21 protein-coding genes are annotated in these 21,893 nt (G+C 44.7%); 18 read left to right on the top strand and 3 right to left on the bottom strand.

All coding sequences use genetic code 11. The annotated features are described in order from the left end of the window. Positions 1-109 precede the first annotated feature (109 nt). Positions 110-1,180 (bottom strand): spore photoproduct lyase, encoded by a 1,071-nt coding sequence (gene splB, locus MH215_RS01775; RefSeq protein WP_239287317.1) that lies wholly within the window; start codon positions 1,178-1,180, stop codon positions 110-112. Between the two features lie 224 nt (positions 1,181-1,404). On the opposite strand from splB, the gene mntR reads away from it, so the two are divergent. The 3 genes from mntR to MH215_RS01760 all read left to right on the top strand — a co-directional run bounded on the left by mntR (position 1,405) and on the right by MH215_RS01760 (position 4,782). Then, entirely contained in the window at positions 1,405-1,833 is a 429-nt protein-coding gene (mntR, locus tag MH215_RS01770) for a transcriptional regulator MntR (protein WP_056696954.1), read from the top strand. Between the two features lie 235 nt (positions 1,834-2,068). Further along, positions 2,069-3,688 (top strand): family 10 glycosylhydrolase, encoded by a 1,620-nt coding sequence (locus tag MH215_RS01765; RefSeq protein ID WP_239287315.1) that lies wholly within the window; start codon positions 2,069-2,071, stop codon positions 3,686-3,688. 92 nt (positions 3,689-3,780) lie between these two features. Further along, positions 3,781-4,782, top strand: a complete 1,002-nt coding sequence (locus tag MH215_RS01760) for a patatin-like phospholipase family protein (protein ID WP_239287313.1) — start codon at positions 3,781-3,783, stop codon at positions 4,780-4,782. Between the two features lie 90 nt (positions 4,783-4,872). Here MH215_RS01760 and MH215_RS01755 read toward each other — a convergent pair whose 3' ends face one another. Beyond that, on the bottom strand, positions 4,873-5,208 hold the full coding sequence (locus tag MH215_RS01755; protein ID WP_239287311.1) for a hypothetical protein: 336 nt from the start codon (positions 5,206-5,208) through the stop codon (positions 4,873-4,875). Positions 5,209-5,213: 5 nt separating this feature from the next. After that, the gene (locus tag MH215_RS01750) at positions 5,214-6,206 is read right to left on the bottom strand and encodes a DUF1385 domain-containing protein (protein WP_056696501.1); all 993 of its coding nucleotides are present in this window, start codon (positions 6,204-6,206) and stop codon (positions 5,214-5,216) included. A gap of 237 nt (positions 6,207-6,443) precedes the next feature. Here MH215_RS01750 and MH215_RS01745 point away from each other — a divergent pair, with 237 nt between their 5' ends. From MH215_RS01745 to spoIIIAE, 15 genes are all read left to right on the top strand, one after another. Next, positions 6,444-7,019 carry a YqhR family membrane protein gene (locus MH215_RS01745; RefSeq protein ID WP_239287309.1) on the top strand — a complete coding sequence of 192 codons (576 nt, stop codon included), beginning with the start codon at positions 6,444-6,446 and terminating at the stop codon, positions 7,017-7,019. 77 nt (positions 7,020-7,096) lie between these two features. Beyond that, positions 7,097-7,540: a type II 3-dehydroquinate dehydratase gene (gene aroQ / locus MH215_RS01740; protein WP_056696502.1), complete on the top strand. Its 444-nt coding sequence runs from the start codon at positions 7,097-7,099 to the stop codon at positions 7,538-7,540. A 39-nt stretch (positions 7,541-7,579) separates the two neighbouring features. Continuing rightward, the gene (locus MH215_RS01735) at positions 7,580-8,653 is read left to right on the top strand and encodes a M24 family metallopeptidase (RefSeq protein WP_239287307.1); all 1,074 of its coding nucleotides are present in this window, start codon (positions 7,580-7,582) and stop codon (positions 8,651-8,653) included. A gap of 312 nt (positions 8,654-8,965) precedes the next feature. Then, on the top strand, positions 8,966-9,523 hold the full coding sequence (efp, locus tag MH215_RS01730) for an elongation factor P (RefSeq protein ID WP_056696506.1): 558 nt from the start codon (positions 8,966-8,968) through the stop codon (positions 9,521-9,523). A gap of 190 nt (positions 9,524-9,713) precedes the next feature. Continuing rightward, positions 9,714-10,967, top strand: a complete 1,254-nt coding sequence (locus MH215_RS01725; protein ID WP_239287305.1) for an aspartate kinase — start codon at positions 9,714-9,716, stop codon at positions 10,965-10,967. Positions 10,968-11,236: 269 nt separating this feature from the next. Next, positions 11,237-12,286 (top strand): substrate-binding domain-containing protein, encoded by a 1,050-nt coding sequence (locus MH215_RS01720; RefSeq protein WP_239287303.1) that lies wholly within the window; start codon positions 11,237-11,239, stop codon positions 12,284-12,286. Between the two features lie 249 nt (positions 12,287-12,535). Then, the gene (locus MH215_RS01715) at positions 12,536-13,453 is read left to right on the top strand and encodes a carbohydrate ABC transporter permease (protein WP_239287301.1); all 918 of its coding nucleotides are present in this window, start codon (positions 12,536-12,538) and stop codon (positions 13,451-13,453) included. Then, positions 13,450-14,283, top strand: a complete 834-nt coding sequence (locus tag MH215_RS01710; protein WP_239287299.1) for a carbohydrate ABC transporter permease — start codon at positions 13,450-13,452, stop codon at positions 14,281-14,283. The genes MH215_RS01715 and MH215_RS01710 overlap by 4 nt, the downstream gene beginning before the upstream one ends. Before the next feature lie 51 nt (positions 14,284-14,334). Continuing rightward, a complete protein-coding gene (locus tag MH215_RS01705) occupies positions 14,335-15,624 on the top strand; it encodes an ABC transporter substrate-binding protein (protein ID WP_239287297.1) in 1,290 nt (429 codons plus the stop codon). A gap of 49 nt (positions 15,625-15,673) precedes the next feature. Next, complete coding sequence (locus tag MH215_RS01700; RefSeq protein ID WP_239287295.1) at positions 15,674-18,208, top strand: beta-mannosidase; 2,535 nt, start codon at positions 15,674-15,676, stop codon at positions 18,206-18,208. A gap of 279 nt (positions 18,209-18,487) precedes the next feature. Continuing rightward, positions 18,488-19,492, top strand: a complete 1,005-nt coding sequence (gene spoIIIAA, locus MH215_RS01695) for a stage III sporulation protein AA (protein WP_239287293.1) — start codon at positions 18,488-18,490, stop codon at positions 19,490-19,492. Further along, positions 19,485-20,003 (top strand): stage III sporulation protein SpoIIIAB, encoded by a 519-nt coding sequence (gene spoIIIAB, locus MH215_RS01690; protein WP_239287291.1) that lies wholly within the window; start codon positions 19,485-19,487, stop codon positions 20,001-20,003. The genes spoIIIAA and spoIIIAB overlap by 8 nt, the downstream gene beginning before the upstream one ends. Positions 20,004-20,032: 29 nt before the next feature. After that, positions 20,033-20,236, top strand: a complete 204-nt coding sequence (gene spoIIIAC / locus MH215_RS01685) for a stage III sporulation protein AC (RefSeq protein ID WP_056696521.1) — start codon at positions 20,033-20,035, stop codon at positions 20,234-20,236. A 32-nt stretch (positions 20,237-20,268) separates the two neighbouring features. Then, positions 20,269-20,658 (top strand): stage III sporulation protein AD, encoded by a 390-nt coding sequence (gene spoIIIAD, locus MH215_RS01680; protein ID WP_056696523.1) that lies wholly within the window; start codon positions 20,269-20,271, stop codon positions 20,656-20,658. 21 nt (positions 20,659-20,679) lie between these two features. Next, positions 20,680-21,870 (top strand): stage III sporulation protein AE, encoded by a 1,191-nt coding sequence (spoIIIAE, locus tag MH215_RS01675; RefSeq protein ID WP_275445988.1) that lies wholly within the window; start codon positions 20,680-20,682, stop codon positions 21,868-21,870. Positions 21,871-21,893 lie beyond the last annotated feature (23 nt).

The following is a 21,893-nucleotide window of genomic DNA, read 5'->3' as shown; positions in this document are numbered from 1 at the left end:
GCAGGCTACATGTGAGCCCAGATTAATCTGGAACATGTAACCTGTTTTTTGTTAGTAGGAATCTATATAGAAGTCCGTATCTATATCATATCCTGGATCGTTTGTAATTTTAGGTGAAGTAATCAATATTGGCTAAAGGAAAATGCTCAAAAATACGTTCCGTAATGAATTCGCGCAGAGCGTCTTGTTGATCGTCTTTATACACATACTTATATTGTCCCCAGCGACCCCACTTCATTTTACGTTTTTCCATATCCATCTCAAGTTTCGTTTTGGGATAACGCTTCTCAATGGTCGCTTTCGCTGTTTTGGTAAAACGGTGCTGGATCATCTCAAACGTGAGATCCTTGGTTGCTTCTTCAGGTAATGTATCTGCAAGCTTTTGCAACAATTCCGAATAGCCTTCTTCCCATCCGTCATACCACATTATTGGGGCAATAATGAAACCTAAGGGATAACCGGCATGAGCAATCTTACCGGCAGCTTCGATCCGTTCTTCAAAGCGGGACGTTGCTGGTTCGAAGTTTTTGATGACATAATCGGAATTGACGCTGAAACGGATTCGGGTGTGACCGTTATGTTTCAGGTTTAACAATGGATCAACGTGATGATATTTTGTTACAAATCGCAATCGCCCGTACTCTTCATCAGCCATAAATCGAATTAGATCACTTAAATTTTCTGTGATGTGTTCCAGTCCTACCGGATCTGACGTACAGGCTGCCTCGAATCGTGTGATTTCAGGAGCGCGCTCCTCAATATAACCTTTGGCTGCTTCAATAATCTCTTCCGTATTCACATACACACGTACATAAGGTTTGGCACCTAGTGTGGTTTGTAGATAACAATAATGGCAGTGACCCATGCAACCTGTGGAAATTGGAATAGCGTACTCTGCCGAAGGCTTGGATTGATCAAACTTAAGTGTTTTTCGAACACCTACCACCAGTGTACGCTTAGCCATCCGATACTTTTCTTGCTCCGTCTCACCAGGGAGGTTCGTGATGCGATTATGGGATGTCGTCATCTGGTAAGGGATATCTCTAGAGGTGACCCATTCCATGATTCGTTTTCCTTTATCATAATCCAGCGCACCAGGTTCAAAATACACTAAATCGGGAATAAAGGGTTTAGTACCCTTTGCCTTGCGAACTGGGGGCTGCGCTACACTTGTACTCACATCAACACTCCTTTCGATACGAAACTGTACTTAGTTTGTCTCAAGAAGGGTGATGTCAACCGTGCCAATACTTGCGTGCGGATGGGCTTTTTTAGACATTCAAAACCGCAATACAGGCTCGTACAGATCCAGAGGACTTGCCAATGCGCATTGATAACATGTATCATTATAAGATAGGGATCAGGCAGGAACAGCTGCCGATCAGAGAGAAGAGAGGGAAGCAGATGCCAACGCCCAGTATGGAAGATTATTTGGAGCGTATATACAAATTAATTGATGAAAAGGGCTATGCTCGTGTGTCTGATATAGCTGAAGGATTGGAAGTGCATCCTTCATCGGTGACGAAAATGATCCAGAAGCTGGACAAAGACGAGTACTTGATCTATGAGAAGTACCGCGGCTTGGTACTCACTCCAAAAGGTAAAAAGATGGGGAAACGTTTGATGGAGCGCCATCATCTGCTTGAGCAATTTTTGACAACGATTGGTGTTCAAGAGGAGAATATCTATAAGGACGTAGAAGGAATTGAACACCACTTAAGTTGGGATTCAATTACGTGTATCGAGTCTTTAGTCGAGTATTTCCGTCAAGATGAAAGTCGATTGCGTGACCTCAAAAACCTGCAGGATGTTATGAGTAATACAGAATCGTAATAGATATTCATAACATCGAAATAGGAATGTAAGTAATGAAATGATGCAAAATGAATGCTTTTAAAAGCCTTCTAAAAACCAGCCAACGATGCTTATCGTCATGTGATAAAGCGCGTAAGCTGGTTTTTTTCTACCCAACATTTGGTGATTGATCGCAACTAAACCATCCGTAGGAGCGTCTATTAAACTAGCAGAATTTGCCGCGAGTTTAAAAAATGATGGAGGATTGTTATCGATGAAGTTTCGTAAAGGATTGATCCTGTTGCTTATTTTTGTGCTGGGTTTGCAGACAGCAGGAATGACAGCACAGGCAGCAGGACAGAAGGAAATCGTCATTAACTTGGACGGACAACGCTTAGACTCAGATGTAGCGCCTTACATTATCCCTAAGGTGAATGTAACCATGGTTCCTTTGCGTGTCATTAGTGAAGGGCTGGGGGCTTCTGTATTATGGTCTCAAGCGACACGTACCGTTACAATCAAAAAGGCTGATTCAGTCATCAGCATGACCAGTGGTCGTCAGCAGGCTACCGTGGATAACACAGTGGTTGGTTTGGATGCTTCAGTAGAGCTGAAGCAAGGCCGCGTCATGGTTCCTATTCGTTTTGTCAGTGAGAATCTCGGGATTCGTGTGAATTGGAATCAATCGGAGCAAGTTATCGATTTGACGACAGAAGATGGAACAACGACACCTGCACCAACGCCTACACCTACCCCAGCTGTCCCTGCTGAACCAGGCGGAACTGGACAGACGCCTGCTTCAGAAGAGATGCGTGGGGCTTGGATTGCAACTGTAAACGGTGATTGGCCGTCATCTGGGGCAAGAAACAACATTACGAAGCAAAAACAAGAGTATACACAGCAGCTGGATGCATTAAAGGACATGGGAATCAATGCGGTATTCGTTCAGGTTCGGGCGAATGCTGACGCAATTTATCCATCAGGACTTGTGCCATGGAATACAGTTCTCACGGGAACTCAGGGTAAAGATCCAGGGTATGATCCACTGTCGTTCATGATCGAAGAAGCCCATCAACGTGGAATGGAGTTCCATGCTTGGTTCAATCCGTTCCGTGCTACGAATTCAGCGAGTACCAGCGGATTGGCAGCGAATCATGTTTCGAAATTACATCCAGACTGGATTGTAAATGTATCAGGCAAGCTTTATATCAACCCAGGTATGCCGCAAGCAAGACAACATATTATTGATACAATTATGGAAGTGGTTAATCAGTATGATATTGATGGTGTGCATTTGGATGATTATTTTTATCCGTCTAACGCTACGTTTAATGATGATGCGGCATTCAAGACATATAATACATTGAATACCAAGGATCGTGCAGAGTGGAGACGCGATAATATTAATCAATTTGTGAAACAGCTTGGAGAGAGTGTCCACCGTGTGAAGCCAAACGTTCAATACGGCATTAGTCCTTTTGGCGTGTGGCGTAATAAAGCGGATGACCCAACAGGATCGGATACAAGAGCAGGAGTGCCGGCTTATGACAGCATGCATGCAGATGTTCGCACATGGATCAAGCAAGGGTGGATTGATTATGTCGCACCTCAAGTGTACTGGAGTATGACACTGAGTGCTGCTCGTTATGATAAAGTTGTGGACTGGTGGGTTAACGAGGTAGCGAACACCAACGTTAAACTGTACATTGGCCACGCCCCTTATAAGCTGGGGACATCCGAGATTGGCTGGAATACTTCACAAGAGATTATAGACCAGCTCATTTATAATGAAAAGTATGACCTGATCAAGGGTGATATCTACTTCAGCTCACAGCATTTGACGAAGAATACATTGGGCTTGATTGCCAAACTCAAAGCATATTATGGACTATAGAATTTTTTAGTGTGATATACGTAATATAACCAACCCCTGTTCTCATACAGTTGCAGTAGAAACATGGCTGTCTGGAGAACGGGGGTATTTGCATGTTAATTAATGCGGTGTTTGAAGGTGGAGGCGTTAAAGGGATTTCACTTGCGGGTGCAGTGCAGGCAGCGCAGGATTACGATATGGTGTTTCACCGTGTAGCAGGTACATCCTCTGGTTCCATTGTGGCTGCTCTGATTGCGGCAGGATACCGAGCGGAAGAAATGAAGACCATTATCGAGAATATGCCATTTGCTTCATTGTTGCGTCGTTCTCCTATATTTGATGTACGCTGGATCGGTCCTGCGGCAAGGTTGTTTCTGAAGAAGGGGCTATACTCTGGGGAAGCACTCGAAGAATGGATTCGAAATATGCTGAAGCAAAAAGGAATTCGAACCTTTGCGGATCTTCCAAAAGGCAAATTACTCATTACCGCATCGGATATTACGAACGGCACGATATTGGTTTTACCTGACGACATTGCGCGCTTTGGCATTGATCCTAATAAGCTTGAGGTAGCCAAGGCTGTTCGCATGAGCTGTAGTATTCCTTACTTTTTTGATCCGGTTGTCATTCGAAGATCTCCGATCCTGTCTAAAGGCATGCGTTTTCCCGATCAATTTGTGTATGTGGTGGATGGTGGTTTGCTCAGTAATTTTCCGTTGTGGTTGTTTGATGGGGAACGCTTAGAGCGAAGCGGTGAACCGATTCCGGTCGTTGGATTTAAAATGGTTGGCAAGACAGAAGGGAAGTCAGCACGAATTAGAGGGCCACTCAGCATGCTTCAGGCGTTGGTGGAGACGATGCTTACCGCTCATGATGAGCGATATATCGAACAGATTAATCGTTTCCGTACGATCAAAATACCGACAATAGGAATTAAACCCACACAGTTTCACCTTTCAGCCCAGGATAGCACAGCTTTGTATTTATCCGGGTTAGCTGCAGGCACGGAGTTTTTTAGTGGGTGGAATACAAAATTGTATGACGAACAATTGAATAAGCAGCGCAAAGAACTTCGGAAAAAACAAACCGAATCATTACCTCTGACACCTGTATAGGAAGATTCAAATGTTCAGATGCACTACCCAAAAAAACAGCAATTCTCATGATAGAGAGTTGCTGTTTTTGGTGATTCCCTTTATTCAAAGTTAGTGAAATTTAGGAATATCTTCATCACTTTTACCTTTTTGACCTTGAATGACTTGGAACGGATAATCTTTGCGTTTCTTGGATGATCCGCTAGTACTCTTTTTGGTGCTGCCTTGTTGTGCATTAACTTTGGCCATCGTTCGTGCCGATGGTTTAACCTTAGGCGTTGATTTACGTCTCCAGCGCTGGGGAGGATACTTATACAGCAGGAATATTCCGCCTAACACAATCAGAGGTATGACAATTCGGGAGATTCCACCGCTGCTCAAAAAACCTAATGCTCCAATAGCAGCAAGTGTGATGAACGTCCAAAATAAGATCGCCTGCTTATTCATATCAATCACCCTTTCACAGGATCAAGTGATGCAACAGGAATTTCTGATACTGCAGAAGCATTTGCAAGTTTTGCATCCAACTCACGCATACGGTTAAATGAAGCGATCGATACTTCAACCTGTTCATTCGTAGGCTCTTTCGTCGTTAATAACTGTAGCCACAACCCCGGATATCCGAGATAGCGTAACAGCGGAATATCACGAACGGAATTGGTGATTTTCAGCAATTCGAAGGAAATGCCCAGAACTACAGGTAGCAAAATCAACCGCTGACCCATGCGTTCCCACAGGTTGTCGTAAGTGAAGAGGGAGTATAGGAATACACCAATAATCACCGTCAACATAATAAAGCTACTGCCGCAACGATAATGAAGTCGGCTGTATTTTTGCACATTTTCTGGCGTGAGCTCTTCGCCCGCTTCATGAGCACTGATTACCTTATGCTCCGCACCGTGGTATTGGAACAAACGTTTAATCATAGGTGTCTGTGAGATCAACCAGAGATAAGCAAGCAACAGAATCAGCTTAATGCCGCCTTCCAGTAAATTATGCAGAAACTGATTGTCGAATGCATTCTTGAAAAGAAAATTCTCAATGACCACCGGTAGCAGGGTAAGTACAATCTTCCCGAATAAGAATGAGAGTATGGCTACTGCGGTTACTCCAATAATCATGCTCAGGCTCCAGCCAGAGCCTTCTTTTTCTTTTTGTTTTGCTTTTTCTTCCGGTTCCAGTTCATCATCAGCATACGCGTCAGCAGAGTAATTCAGGTGTTTACTGCCCTTAACGCTCGAATCTATAATGCTGACAATCCCGCGCAGTAACGGAATCCGCCGCAATTTCATGACCCAGGACTTGTCTTGCTTGGGAACTTCCAAATACGTGATCTCGCCGTCTTTTCTTCGCACAGCCGTAACATTGACGTGTTTCCCACCAAACATTACGCCTTCAATGACAGCTTGCCCCCCATAGCTGACAGGCTTGGATTGTTGAGGCAAATTACTCACCTTCCTATTCTGTTCTATGCCTTCATGGTAGAAGGCGGTGTAATAACCCTATTGTATCGAATTTTGAGAGCAATTTCTAGTTTGCAGGACAATCCGTGCTGGATGTTGTTAAGTTTGGTCAGAATGGAACATACTACCCCATAAACAATCCGTGTGTATCGAAGCTTCACAGTGGGAGATACCAACCTTGTACCGATGCAGAAGAGAGAAATGGAAGGAGCTTAACACATGACTGAGCATATAGAAGAACAAGGTCATCGAAAAGACCAAATTTCAGATCGCAATAGATTGGCTGGACAGAGCAGTCGTAGAAAGCAAAAACAAGGAGAAGCACATTACTTGACCAAGCCGTTTCCATTTGCTGTGGAATTAGGTTTTTTTGCAGGATTTATATGGGGGGCAATATATTTACTGTTTTATGTCATCCATTTTACGATTGTACCTTTAGGTTTTTTGGCAGAGCCCTTTTTCAAACATGAATTCGTGTATTCCATGGAAGGGCATCTGACAGGATGGTTGTTTTTTATCGCGTTTTCGATCCTAGCTTCTGTTCTCTATACCTTTACACTTCGCAAGTTAAAAGGGCCGATCCCTGGTATGATCTACGGAATCGTCTGGTGGCTTATTATCTTTGTGCTGGTCGGACCTAAGGTGCATATGATGAAGCCTCAGAATGAATTAACTTGGGATTCAATCATCACTGAGTTCTGTTTCTTCCTGCTGTGGGGACTCTTCATCGGTTATACAGTAGCTATGGAGTACACAGACGAACGTAAGCGTGAGCCAGAGAAAGCAGGAGCATAGCCGCAAAAAAGCTTCTCAATCCGGCAATGGCTGTGTTAAAATAGCAGATGGTTATTTGCAGAGAGGATGGAGCAGCTATGAAACGAATTGTTGTGATCAATGGTCCGAACCTAAACATGCTAGGTGTACGTGAACCTGGCATCTATGGAACGCTTAGTCTGAAGGATATTGAAGACAAAATTCGCAGACAGGCTGAAGAGCTTGGCGTCTCCATCACTTTTTATCAATCTAATCACGAAGGGGACATCATTGATCGTATTCACGCAGCGATGGGGAAAGACGACGGAATCATGCTGAATGCCGGAGCCTTTACTCATTACAGCTACGCTATACGGGATGCGATTAATGCAGTAAAAGTCCCTACAGTGGAAGTTCATCTATCCAACATTCATGCACGCGAAGCGTTCAGACATCATTCAGTAATTGCTGCAGAAACGATCGGGCAGATTGCCGGATTTGGCGAAGTAAGCTACGAACTGGGATTGCTGGCTCTCGTGCGTCATCTGGACAAACAAACCTGAGCCGGGAACCCGGGAATGTGAGAGAAAGAAGGGTTACCGATGGAAAACAAACGAGTGAATAAGTTGCGTGAGGCTATGCGCGAGCGTGAACTCACGGCTATGCTGATTACGAATCCCATTAACCGTCGTTACATGACGAACTTTACGGGTTCAGCGGGATACGTGCTTATTACGGAACAGGAAGCATACTTGCTGACCGATTTCCGCTATATGACACAAGCACCTCTACAAGCCAAAGGATTTACCGTTGTGGAACACGGACCAAAACCAATGGATTCCGTGCGTGAGCTGTTGCTTTCCGCAAACATCAAAGAAGTTGGCTTTGAGCAAGATAGCGTGACATTTGGCACGCATGCATCTTATGCTGAAACACTTCACCCGGTTGAACTTAAAGCTGTATCCGGTATTGTGGAACAACTTCGCATGTTCAAAGACGAAGATGAAATCGCTGTAATGCAAAGAGCAGCAGATTTGGCTGATGCAACGTTCAGCCACGTTTTACAGTTTGCGAAACCGGGCATGACTGAGCGTGAGGTCGATTTGGAGATGGAGTTCTTCATGCGTAAGCATGGTGCGACGTCTTCATCGTTTGATACGATCGTTGCCTCAGGTGAACGTTCCGCAATGCCTCACGGGGTAGCGAGTGAGAAGGTCATTGGACAGAACGAATTGATTACGTTTGACTTTGGTGCGTTGCTGGACGGTTACTGTTCAGATCTGACTCGTACCATTGCAACAGGTATACCGGTACCTGAGCTGCGCAAAATCTATGATATCGTACTGGAAGCCCAGTTACATACGCTGGAGAACCTGAAACCGGGTATGACCGGACGCGAAGCCGATGCACTGGCACGTGATGTCATTGCAGGCTACGGATACGGAGATCAGTTCGGACATAGCACAGGTCATGGCTTGGGTATGGAGGTTCATGAATCTCCTCGTTTGTCCAAGCTTAGCGACGATGTATTGAAACCGGGCATGGTTGTAACTGTTGAGCCGGGTATTTATATCGACGGTCTTGGCGGTGTACGCATCGAGGACGATGTGGTTATCACAGAGACAGGCATTCATATTTTAACAAAATCGGATAAGAAATTTACCGTTATCGGCTAAATAACTATCCACCGGTGATAGAAACGAATTTTTAATTTAAAGATGAATTTTCTCCTCAATCGTAATGTGTAATTAGCGTAGTAGTGAAGGGGAAGGAATCGATTCTGAAGAAGCGTTAGCGTTCGCCTTTGTCTTCCTGTTTATATCCTTATAAAGTCTGATCAAGTAAATAGGAAGACAACAGCGATCATAAGAACGATCCGAACCTGGAACGGTCACGCTGCACATGGTATTGTATTCAGGCAAAGTCATATTTAAAATAACGCATCGTCTTGTATCACCTACTTTTCAACTATACCAGGAGGGATCTTTGTGATTTCAGTAAACGATTTTAAAACAGGCTTGACTGTACAAGTAGATAACGATATCTATACCGTACTTGATTTCCAACACGTTAAACCAGGTAAAGGCGCTGCCTTTGTACGTTCCAAATTAAAAAATTTGCGCAATGGTAACACGGTTGAAAAAACATTCCGTGCAGGCGAAACAATTGGCCGTGCAATCATCGAAAACCGTGGCGTATCTTACCTGTATGCAAGTGGTGCAGAGCACACGTTCATGGATAACGAAACATATGACCAGTTCACTTTGACTAGTGACCAACTGGAATGGGAATTGAACTTCCTGAAAGAAAACATGAACGTAAAAATCGTTAGCTACCAAGGCGAAATCCTCGGAATCGACTTGCCAACAAGCGTTGAGTTGAAAGTTATCGAAACAGAGCCAAGTGTTAAAGGTAACACGGCACAAGGTGCTACCAAAAACGCAAAAGTAGAAACAGGATTGAATGTACAAGTTCCTTTGTTCATCAACGAAGGTGACGTTCTCCTGATCGATACACGTGAAGGTAAATACTCTTCCCGTGCGTAACTTTCAATGACTGTAAGCGAATAAACGGTCAGATCAACCCTTTGCCATTTGTTTGGCAGAGGGTTTTTTCGAAAAAAGATTAGCCTATCAGACGCTTTCGTAATATACTGGGTTAAAGTCATTTTTCGGAGAGAATAATGGCGATGGACATCAATTATGCATACTGCACAAGGTAGGGAGTGGATTTGCGTTGTCATTGTACGTCATGAAATTTGGGGGCAGCTCGGTCGGAGACACGGAGCGTATGAAACGTGTAGCTGGACGTGTTGTAGAGAAAATGGATGAAGGCCATCAGTGTGTAGTTGTCGTTTCGGCAATGGGAGATACAACCGATGATTTGATTGATCAAGCGAAACAATTGAATAGTGAGTTACCAGCACGTGAGATGGATATGCTTCTTACAACTGGAGAACAGATCTCAATCTCTTTGTTATCCATGGCTATTCAAGCACTTGGACGCAAAGCTGTGTCGTTTACAGGCTGGCAAGCTGGTTTCCGCACAGAGCCAGTTCATGGCAAAGCGCGTATTAACGATATTCAGCCTGAGCGAGTGATAAGAGCGCTTGAGGACGGTAATATTGTTATCGTTGCCGGTTTCCAAGGGATGACGGAAGACGGCGAGATCACTACATTAGGTCGGGGCGGCTCGGACACAACGGCCGTAGCGCTGGCAGCAGCTATTCAAGCGGATGCGTGCGAGATCTATACGGATGTGGACGGAATTTATTCTACCGATCCAAGGATCGTGAAGGTTGCACGTAAGCTGAAAGAAATTTCGTATGACGAAATGCTGGAATTAGCAAATCTGGGCGCAGCCGTGTTGCACCCGCGTGCAGTGGAGTACGCGAAGCATTCCGGTGTACCTTTGATTGTAAGATCCAGCTTTAACCATAATGAAGGAACGGTTGTGAAGGAGGAAGCAACGATGGAACAAGGTGTAGTGGTTAGTGGTATTGCCTATGACAAAAACGTAGCTCGCATCAGCATTTTGGGTGTTCCAGATGCCCCAGGAGTTCTGGCAGAGGTGTTTGGTGCTCTGGCGTCTGAGCAGCTTGACGTTGATATCATCGTGCAAAGTGGTGTAATGGACGGAAAAGCAGACTTCTCCTTCTCCGTAGCATTGTCTGATCGTGAGAACGCATTGCGTGTCATTGAGAGCCTCCACAGCCGTTTACCGTATCGTGAAGTGACTTCTGAAGAGAACTTGGTTAAAGTATCGATCGTTGGCGCAGGTATGGTGAGCCATCCAGGTGTGGCTGCGAAGATGTTCCGAGTGATCTCAGGCGAAGGTGTGAGCATCAAAATGGTGAGTACTTCTGAGATCAAAGTCTCCTGTGTCATCGATGGGGAGAAACTGCATGATGTAATCAAGGCATTGCACACAGCGTATGACCTCGATACAGCGGAACAAGCTGTAGTTGGTGGGCCACAAGTTCGTCGATAATTTATCAGTATATCGTCTAGAAGTCTGGTTCGTATCAACATAGACCGAAAGGCATAAGAAGAGGCTAATCGAAGCACATTCGGTTAGCCTTTTTTGGTTCGTTTATATACGTTATGCCGCCTTCAGCGCATTATAGATTCTCGTGGAGTTTTACGAACGAGAACAAGATTCCTATACAGCATGCATCTGTTTTGTTATGATGTAAACGTGTTAGTTTGGTTTACAAAATCGTTTTGTAAACCTCTTTAGAATAGGCGGGTGGAGTTGCGTTGGACAAGAAGAAAAAAGTAACGATGCAAGAAATTGCGGATCGGGTTGGTGTATCCAAATATGCAGTATCAAAAGCGTTATCTGGCAAGGCAGGCATCAGTACGGCAACACGTGAACGAATATTTGAAGTGGCTTCGAATCTAGGTTATTTGGATCAGCAACTATCTAGACGCACGATGGCTCCTAAGACGCAGACAGAGGAAGAAGAGCGCATGATTGGTATACTTTTTCCCAATATCCGTAGTCAGAATCGAGAATCTTTTTATTGGGGGCGCGTGCTTGAAGGGGTGTTTCGCGGTTTAGAAGAGCACGGGATCTCATCGGTACTCATTACGGACGACAGTCCTCATAATTTTAACAAACTTATGCGACCAGAGGCGTTACTGGGTATCATCGGGATCGGACTGATTGATACAGCTATGCTGGTTGAGTTACGTTCACTTGGGATTCCTTTTGTTATCATAGATCACGAGGATGAGTTGGTTGCTTCAGATACGGTGTTTATGAACAATTATGATATTTATCGTAAGCTAACGAAATTTCTGATTGGTAAAGGCCATCGAGATATTCAGTTTGTAGGAGATTGGTCGTATGCTCGTAGTTTTGCCGATCGTTGGAGTGGATTCAAGGCGATTCTTGATGAAAATGGTATACCTTACACCCCACATAAAGAGATGCTACAGATTAGACCGACACATCATCATGAAAATCTAGAGCTGATTCGCATAGCGATGCAACAGTTGATAGAGGCCTCTTCGACTACTGCGATTGTATGTGCTAATGATAAGGTGGCTTCATTATGCATGGCTGAACTGGAGAGACAAGGTAAACGAATCCCTGCCGATATTTCAGTTGTTGCTTTTGACAATGATCCTGACGTTCAGGCGCAATATCCTGAATTGTGTACTGTAAATGCGGAGACTGAGGCGCTTGGAGTGCAGGCGGTAGAAATCATGCAATGGAGGTTGAAGCATATCGCAATGCCTTATGAGAAGAGACTGATTCAAGGTGAGTTGATGATCAAAGGCAGCATTGATAGCTTAGTCTAACATACAACCATATGAGGTTATCCATTACAGGTGAATGTAAAGGATAGCCTATTTGGTATGAAATGAATATCTATCAAACGAGGAATATTCATACTATTTATCTATGTAAACGCTTAAAGTAAACCTATTAAATTTTTGTAAACATAATATTACTGATAAATTAGTTGACAGAACACTTTGGAAATGACTATGATGTACTCAGATACAGCGTTTCACGCTGACAGACTACAATGGAAACGGGGTAATGCTATGTTCGGCAAAAAGCGGGGAATCGGCTGGATCTACCAGCAGAATGTGGCTGGTTATGTGTTTATCTCGCCTTGGCTGATTGGTTTTCTGCTATTAACACTGTGGCCGATTCTGCAATCGTTCTATCTTTCGTTCACAGACTATTCTCTTTTAGATTCGCCAACTTGGGTAGGTACGCGTAACTATAGCGAAATATTACAATCTGACAAATTATTTTTGAAATCGCTTACAGTCACGTTTGTATTTGTGCTACTAGCGGTGCCAATTAAGCTTTTCTTCTCACTCATGGTTGCGATTTTGCTGAACAAAGATATTAAGGGCATGAATGTTTATCGTACTGCGATTTACTTTCCGTCCTTGATTGGAGGCAGCATTGCAGTATCCGCGTTGTGGCGGAACATGTTCGGCATGGATGGTTACATAAACCACATACTTGGCTGGTTTGGGATTACCGGAATCGGTTGGATATCCAATCCGAATACAGCACTAGGTACTTTGATCTTGCTGAATGCCTGGCAGTTTGGGTCAACAATGGTCATTTTTCTAGCTGGATTGAAGCAGATTCCAAAAGATCTATATGAATCCGCCTCTGTGGATGGAGCTAGTAGTATTCGCAAATTTTTCTCTATCACCATCCCGATGCTCTCACCAGTCATGTTCTTCAACCTTGTACTCGGCATAATTAACTCATTTCAAATGTTCACGTCAGCTTTTGTCATTACCGCTGGAGGCCCGGCGAATTCTACGTACATGTATGTATTGTTCCTCTATGATAAGGCGTTCAAGCAGTTTCAAATGGGTTACGCTTCAGCGCTGGCATGGATTCTACTTGTCATTATCGGTGTCTTTACAGCACTGAATTTCATCGTATCTAAATACTGGGTCTTCTATGAATCCGAAGGAGGTAAATCAAAATGATAACTAGCAGTCAGAAGACATGGAAGGCACATCTTATTCTGATTCCATTTTCACTGCTCATGATTTACCCGGTGTTATGGTGGATTGGAGCCTCCTTCAAAAGCACGACTGAGCTATCCTCGCCGTCATTGTGGCCGACGACCTGGTTATGGGAGAACTACAGCAACGGGTGGAACTTTACGTCTGAGTTTACGTTTGCTCGATTTTTTGCCAATACGTTAATGATGGAGTTCTGGAATGTACTGGGCGGCGTAGTAACGGCGGCACTTGTCGGTTATGGGTTCGGTCGGTTAAATTTTCGGTTTCGGAACTTTTGGTTTTCGGTACTGCTTCTAACGATGATGCTGCCTTCACAAGTTACCGTTGTGCCGCAGTACATTCTGTTTAACAAACTTGGTTTGGTGGATAGTTATGTGCCGCTCATATTGCCACATTTCTTCGGGGGCGGTGCATTTTTCATATTCCTGATCGTGCAGTTCATTCGTGGCATTCCACGCGAACTGGATGAAGCGGCACAGATTGATGGAGCCTCCGTTTATGGGATTTTCTTCCGTATCATTGCTCCGCTAATCAAGCCTGCACTCGTGACCGTAGCGATTTTCACTTTTTTGTGGAGCTGGGACGACTTCTTCTCACAATTGCTATATCTCAATTCGGTAGAGAAGTTTACGGTGGGGCTTGGACTTCGGATGTTTATTGATCAGTTTGAAGTACAGTGGGGTCAATTGCTCGCGATGTCATTACTGTCCGTTGTTCCTTCAGCAATCGTCTTTTTTATCGCTCAAAAGCATTTTGTGGAAGGTATCGCGACAACAGGGATCAAGGGTTGATTTTTGAGGAGAGGTATCACATTAACTTCACATACAAGGGAGTGTCATTCAATGGTGATCAAAGGTAAACGTTGGTTGAAGACTTTGACAATCGGTGTGCTGGCTGCGGTCATGGTGACAGGCTGTTCAGGAGGTTCCAATTCGGGCGCAAGTGAAGGCCAAGGCACCGGCACACTCAAAATGATGTGGTGGGGCTCGGATGCCCGGCATGAAGCAACCAAAAAAGCAATCGAGCTATACACATCGAAACATACAGATATCAAACTCACAACAGAATTTACATCATGGGATGGATACTGGCAGAAGCTTCCTACTCTTGCGGCTTCATCCTCTCTCCCAGATATTCTGCAAATGGATGCAGCGTACATTCAAGGCTATGCGAAGCGTGGGCAATTGGCGGACCTATCTGATCTGGACTTGAGTGGCATTGTGGATGAGAAGGTGCTGGAGAACATTAAGATTGATGGCAAGTTGTACGGAGTGCCTTTGAGCTACAATGGTGCAGGATTGGTCTATGATAAAGTGACACTAGAGAAATACGGAATCAAATTACCTTTTAACAACTGGACTTGGGATGATTTCTTTGCTTATGCCAAAGAGGCGCGGAGCAAGCTGCCAGAGGATAAATATCCGATCGACGACATGCGCAACATCTGGGAATTCTATCAATTTTATCAGACTGCCAAAGGTAAAGGGCCTATTTTCCAAGATGGAAAATTCAATCTGGACAAAGATAGCTTTTTTGAATTTAACAACATCTATGCCGATTTTCAAAAAGAAGGTATTGTACCGTCAGCAGATCAGCAGCTAGCTTTTAAAGAGAATGATCCACAGCTCGACTCACTGGGTTCTGGTAAAGTTATGCTTCGTACAGCATCGGTCGGCTCGGCGAGTGCAATTGAAGCACTGAAACCAGGTCAGTTAGCCGTGAACAGCAATCCGATCGGAGAGAGTGGGGGTGGCTGGGCTCAGTCAACGATTTTCTTCTCTGTAAGTGCAAATTCCAAAAATGTTGAGCAGGCGAAAGAGTTTATCAAATGGTTCATATCTGACCCAGAAGCAGGTCAAATTTTGGGGATGACGCGCGGTATTCCAATTGATGATGAAGTCTACGCTTCCCTTGAGCCTAATCTAACGGATGGAGAACGTTTCGGTAAAGAATTGCTTGATGTTGCTAAACCGAAGGCATTACCTTTCTATCCTGCGCCTGCTGGTGCTGAAGATTTTACGGCTACGTATAAGTCGGAGATGGAGAGCGTTATGTTTGGTCAGGTGACATTGGATGCAGCTTATGATGTATTGGTGGAGAAAGGTAAACAGGCCGAAAGTAAAATAAAATAAATAAAACTCATTGGATGGACATTGAATGATATAGATGGAGGCAGAAACCATGCTATTAAGTGATAATTGGAGAATTCAGCAATATGAAGTGGGCGAGAAACCGCCGCTGACCATTGCAGATGCAGACTTGGATGACCGTTTCTGGATCAGTGCGAGTGTACCGGGTGATGTACATTCCACGCTCATTGAACGTAAGCTAATTGATCATCCCTATTATGGACATAACGATATCAATTCGCGCTGGGTGGAGCAGAAGGAGTGGTGGTACCGCACACGCTTTCAGATGGATTCCGATCCAACCAAACAAGAGCGCTGGGAATTGATTTTTGAAGGGTTAGATACCCATGCTACGGTTTATTTAAATGGTCTTGAGATTGGAACGGCCAGCAATATGCACCGAACGTACGTGTATGATGTCTCCCGCGTTATACGCCAAGGCAAAAATACGATTGCTGTCCGCTTTGACCCACTCTACCTTCATCATAGAGACAAAGCATTGATGCAATGGTCGTCGTATACAAAGGAACGTCCATGGATTCGGAAGGCAGCGATGAATTACGGTTGGGATTGGGGACCACGCATCGTAACCGTAGGGATCTGGGGCAAGGTTAGGCTGGAGCGTCATGTGCAAGCCAAGTTGGAAGGGGTATATGCATACACGAAGCGCTGTGACAACCAAGAGGCGGATATTAAAGTTGAGCTTGAAGCGAAAAAGTATCGTGGATGTGGTCATCTGACCTACCGTACTCGTCTACTTGATGAGAATCAGCGGGTTGTGGCTCAAGCAGACGATGAGTTGCTAAGTGGTAAGGTAGGGTTCGATCTGGAAGTATCACAGCCACAATTATGGTGGACGCATGATCTAGGTAAGCCCTACCTCTATCAACTGGAAACTGTCTTGTATGCAGACGGAGTGGAGATAGATCGAAAAGAGCAACGAATTGGAATTCGAACCCTCGAGCTGGTGCTGGAAGATGAGCAGGGACAGCCTGCATTTGCTTTTCATATTAATGGCGTGAAGATGTTTGCCAAAGGCTCAAACTGGATTCCAGTAGATAATCTAATTGGAGCCGCACCTGACTCTCGATATAAACATCTGATTATGCTGGGCGTAGAAGCTAATATGAACATGCTAAGAATCTGGGCAGGAGGCATTTATGAAAAAGATGTCTTTTACGATCTATGTGATGAGCTCGGGTTATTAGTGTGGCAGGACTTTGCTTTTGCCAACGCACTTTTCCCTGAGTACAACGCTGATTTTGTGGAAAATGTACGGCAGGAGGCCATCTGCAACATTCAGAGGCTGCGCAATCATGCATCACTGGCGTTATGGTGCGGCAATAATGAAATTGACTGGCTGTACGATATGAAATCGTCATCTGGCGAAATCACGACACCATTCTACGGTGAGACCATTTATCATGAGATTTTACCAGAATTGCTAGAACAGCTTGATCCTGCACGCCAATATTGGCCTTCATCTCCTTATGGCGGGAATGATGCAAATGATCCGAATCATGGAGATCGTCACAACTGGCAAGTATGGCATGGTTCCGTCTATCCACGTAAATTTGGTGAGGTGCCTTTGCTAGATTACAGTGTAGAGGGCGTCACGTTCAAAAACTATAAAAATGATTTCACGTTATTCAGTAGTGAATTTGGTATGCATGCCTCGGCTACGAAGTATACGTTGGAACGACATATTCCAGAGGATCAATTCTATTGGGGAAGCGTTGAAATGGCTTATCGTAACAAGGATACGAACCATCAGAAGGGCATTTTGCTTATGGAAGGGTTCACAGGAGTACCCCAAGATCTAGATGAATATATCCAGTTCTCAATGCTAACTCAGGCTGAGGGATTGAAATATGGGATTGAGCATTATAGACGTAACAAAGCGCGCACAAGTGGCTCATTAATCTGGCAGCACGGCGACAGTTGGCCTGGAACCAGTTGGTCGTTAATTGATTATGAGTTACTTCCAAAAGCATCCTATTATTATGCACGTAAATTTTATCATCCATTACTATTAAGTCTGAACCATGAACCTGGGGAGTTGTTAGAGTTGTGGGTGATTAATGATCACTTATCTTCTCTTAATGGGCTGGTCATCCTCGAGGTTTATGATATGCAGGGTCATTCGATTCATCGTATGGAGCTGCATGCCGAAGTGGAAGCCAATGGTGTCGTGAAATTAGGAGAGTGGGACGAAAAGCAAGTGTTGCAAGATCTGCCCCCAGAACAGGCGGTACTGAAGTTATCTGCGCCTGCATGGGAGTGCCTAGATAACGTTTATTATTTACGCGATGCAAAAGATGTACAGCTTCGTTCGAGCAGCATTCACGCTTCATATAATGAAGAAACCCAGCAACTGCTTGTGCAAGCAAATGATGCGGTAGCTAGAATGGTTCAGATTCTGATCCCGCAAGGTAATGTGCGCATGAGTGATAACTATTTTGATCTGCTTCCAGGGGAGCAGCGAACCATTGATATACGTCAGGCAGATGGTCAAGCACTTGAATACCAACATATCACCGTATCAGCATTAAATGCCGAAGAGGTACCCGCTACACTAACAAGGTGATGGATGAGTAAGATGCCTCAAGGTATCCTTCATAATCAAAAGTGGACTTTATGAACAACCTCTATACTAATTCGACAAAAGACCGAAACAGGGAAGCATGAACGATGCTTTCCTATTTCGGCTTTTTTGACATGGAGCAAGAAGTGACGTCTCTCATTTTGCAATTAAAAAGAATTGCTAGATTCAGCGTCATAAATTCGATGTACAGGCATAAACATGAGATATGAACAAGCACCAGCAACGCGATCAATTTGATTATAAGGTTGGAGGAGCCTACTCATGAAAGTGAACTGGAAGGAGCTTTTTCCGGAACCGATCCGAACCATTCTAGGAAGAATGCCGCCTGCCGTATTAGAGAAAGTGGAGGAAGTGCGCATCCGGGAAGGGAGACCGCTCGAGATCAATGCAGGAGACACCTATCACTTTCTTACCGCACAGGGCAGTCTGACAGCTAAGCCTGAAGAAGCCTACATTCCTCAGAAAGAAGTAACGCACAGGCTGCTAGATCTGATTAGTAATCACTCTCTCTATACATTGGAAGAAGAACTTCGTAAAGGATTCATTACCATTCCCGGAGGACATCGGATCGGACTTGCTGGTCGAACGGTGCTAAGTGGTGGACGGGTGGAAACCTTACGCGATATCAATGGATTCAATGTAAGGGTTGCCCGAGAAGTTCATGGTGTGGCTGATCGTATTCTGCCTTACCTTCTGGACATGAAAAGCGGACAGGTATTCCATACGTTAATTTTATCCCCTCCACAACAAGGCAAGACGACATTGCTGCGCGACCTAGCAAGACAAATAAGCAATGGTTGCAGACTGGTAGGTGGAAGTGAGTTCGTGCAAGGGCTGCGTCCTCGACTTAAGGTAGGTATTGTGGATGAGCGTTCCGAAATCGCTGGGAGTTATAAAGGGGTACCCGGCTTCGATGTTGGCCCACGCACAGATGTGATGGATGGATGTCCAAAGGCAGAAGGCATGATGATGATGCTTCGCTCCATGTCTCCAGACGTCATCATTGTGGACGAGATTGGTCGTCCAGAGGATGCTGAAGCGGTTATGGAGGCACTGCATTCGGGGGTTTCGGTCATTGCGACAGCACATGGGAGGGATCTGGCAGAGTTATCTTCTAGGCCAGCCCTAAGAACACTCATCGAGGAGCAGATGTTCCAGCGTTATGTACAACTTAAGCGGACGGGCCGAGGGATGAACTTCCGTTTGGCAGATGGGAAAATGCGTGGTTTACATCAGCCGGATGCAGGAGGTGAGGCATTTGGTTAACATGCTGGGTGCTGTCATTATCTTATTCGCAAGCACACTGGCAGGCTTTTACCGTGCACGGCAATTTGCTCTCAGACCACGACAGTTGCGGGAATTAATTGCTGCATTACAACGACTGATGACGGAGATTAATTATGGATTGACCCCGCTTCCTGATGCTATGGGGAAAATGGGAGCTCAAACGAAGGAACCTGTACGATCATTGTTTCTCCATGCAGCAGATCAGATGAATCCGCCATACGGACACACTGCACGTGAAAGTCTTCAGGCTGGCATTGAATACATGTGGAACAAGTCCGCAATGAAGGCTGATGAGCGAGAAGTCATGTTGCAGTTAAGCTTCAGTCTTGGCACCAGCGACCGTCAGGATCAGACCAAACATATCTCGCTAGCCATTCAACAACTCATGCATGAAGAATCCCGTGCACAGGCTGACCAAATGAAATATGAACGGATGAGCCGTAGCCTTGGGATGCTTGTCGGAGCGTTAATCGTCATTCTGATCTTCTGAAATTGCCGGGATAGTGAGGTGCCAAGGTCATGAATCTAGAAGTGAACGCAATTTTCCAAATTGCGGGCATCGGAATCATCATTGCAATGATTCACACGGTGCTGAAACAAATGGGAAAGGAAGATATGGCGCACTGGGTAACTGTGATCGGATTCGTCGTTGTATTATTCATGGTTGTTCGTATGTTAGACGGATTGCTGCAAGAGATCAAATCGATCTTTCTTTTCCAATGAAAACGGTCATGAAGCCAGGATGGTGGTGACCCGTGGAGATTATTCAAGTGGTAGGGCTAGCGTTGATTGCAACAGTCCTCATTCTTGTCATCAAAGAGCAGAAGCCTATGTTTGCATTTCTCATCGCTGCGGCTACAGGCATAGTCATTTTTATGCTACTGATTGGCAAAATTGGTGCAGTCATCGAGGTGTTGAAGCGACTCGCTGAAAACTCAGGTATGGAGAGCATCTATCTGAAAACCGTATTGAAAATTATAGGCATAGCCTACATTGCTGAATTCGGTGCCCAGATTGTAAGAGATGCGGGTCAGGAGAGCATTGCTTCAAAAATAGAGCTTACGGGAAAAGTTCTGATTCTGGTTCTCGCTATACCCATTATTAGCATTATTATCGAAACCGTCATGAAACTAATGCCGGTTTAGAAGGAGGCATGCGGACTTTTGATGAACAACAACCATTTCAAGCCGCAGTGGAGCCTTACTTTTGTACTAATGCTATGTTTTCTGTTTGCGATGGTGGGACATGTTACCGCAAGTGCACCATCCGGAGAATGGATGCAGCAGCAGGCTGACCAGCTTCCGAAGGATCAAGTGGAGAAATACTGGGATCAGCTCATGGGGCAATATGGTGGATTTTTCCCAGAGGGGAAAACACCCTCTTTCATGGATATGTTAATTCCGGGCAATGAAGGATTTAGTCTGAAGTCGGTATTTATAGCAATTGGAACATTCATGCTGCATGAAATCTTGTATAACGGCAAATTGTTAGTAACCATAGTGATGTTAAGCGTACTAAGTATGATTCTGGAGACATTACAGACGGCATTTGAGAAAAACAACATTAGTAAGATCGCCTATTCCATCTGTTATATGGTCATTATCGTCATTGCCATCAACAGTTTCAGCGTAGCCATAGGTTATGCCAAGGATGCCATTGAGGGCATGGTGAGTTTTATGATGGCGATGGTTCCCCTGCTCTTCACGTTACTTGCGTCGATGGGGAATGTGGTGACCGTCTCAGTCACTCATCCGCTGATTATCTTCATGATTCACCTCGTGAGCACATTAATTCACATGCTGGTGTTTCCGCTGCTTTTCTTCTCAGCCGTGTTGCATCTTGTCAGTTCGCTGTCGGATAAGTACAAGCTCACACAGCTTGCAGATCTCCTGCGTAATATCAGCGTGGCCTTACTCGGTATTCTATTAACGATGTTTCTAGGTGTAATTTCGGTGCAGGGTGCATCAGGCTCCGTTGCCGATGGGGTTAGTTTAAAAGCTGCCAAGTATATCGCTGGGAACTTTGTTCCCGTCGTAGGCAGGACATTTGCAGATGCGACAGACACGGTCATTACAGCTTCGCTGCTGGTAAAAAATGCAATTGGTCTTACGGGAGTTATCATCATTCTGTTTTTGTGTGCGTTCCCTGCACTCAAAATTCTAACCCTTGCACTCATATACAACATTACTGGAGCAATCATGCAACCACTAGGTGATACACCAATCGTAGGATGTCTACAAGCGATTGGAAAATCAATGATTTATGTATTCGCAGCATTAGCTGCCGTCGGACTCATGTTTTTCTTGGCAATCACCATCCTGCTCACAGCAGGGAACCTGACTGTCATGATGAGATGATGCAACAATACGTAGAAAGGAGA

This window comes from Paenibacillus sp. ACRSA, assembly GCF_022346845.1.
Lineage (GTDB): Bacteria > Bacillota > Bacilli > Paenibacillales > Paenibacillaceae > Paenibacillus.
Note: the sequence above shows the minus strand (reverse complement) of the source record. Positions and strands in the feature narration are given on the sequence as shown.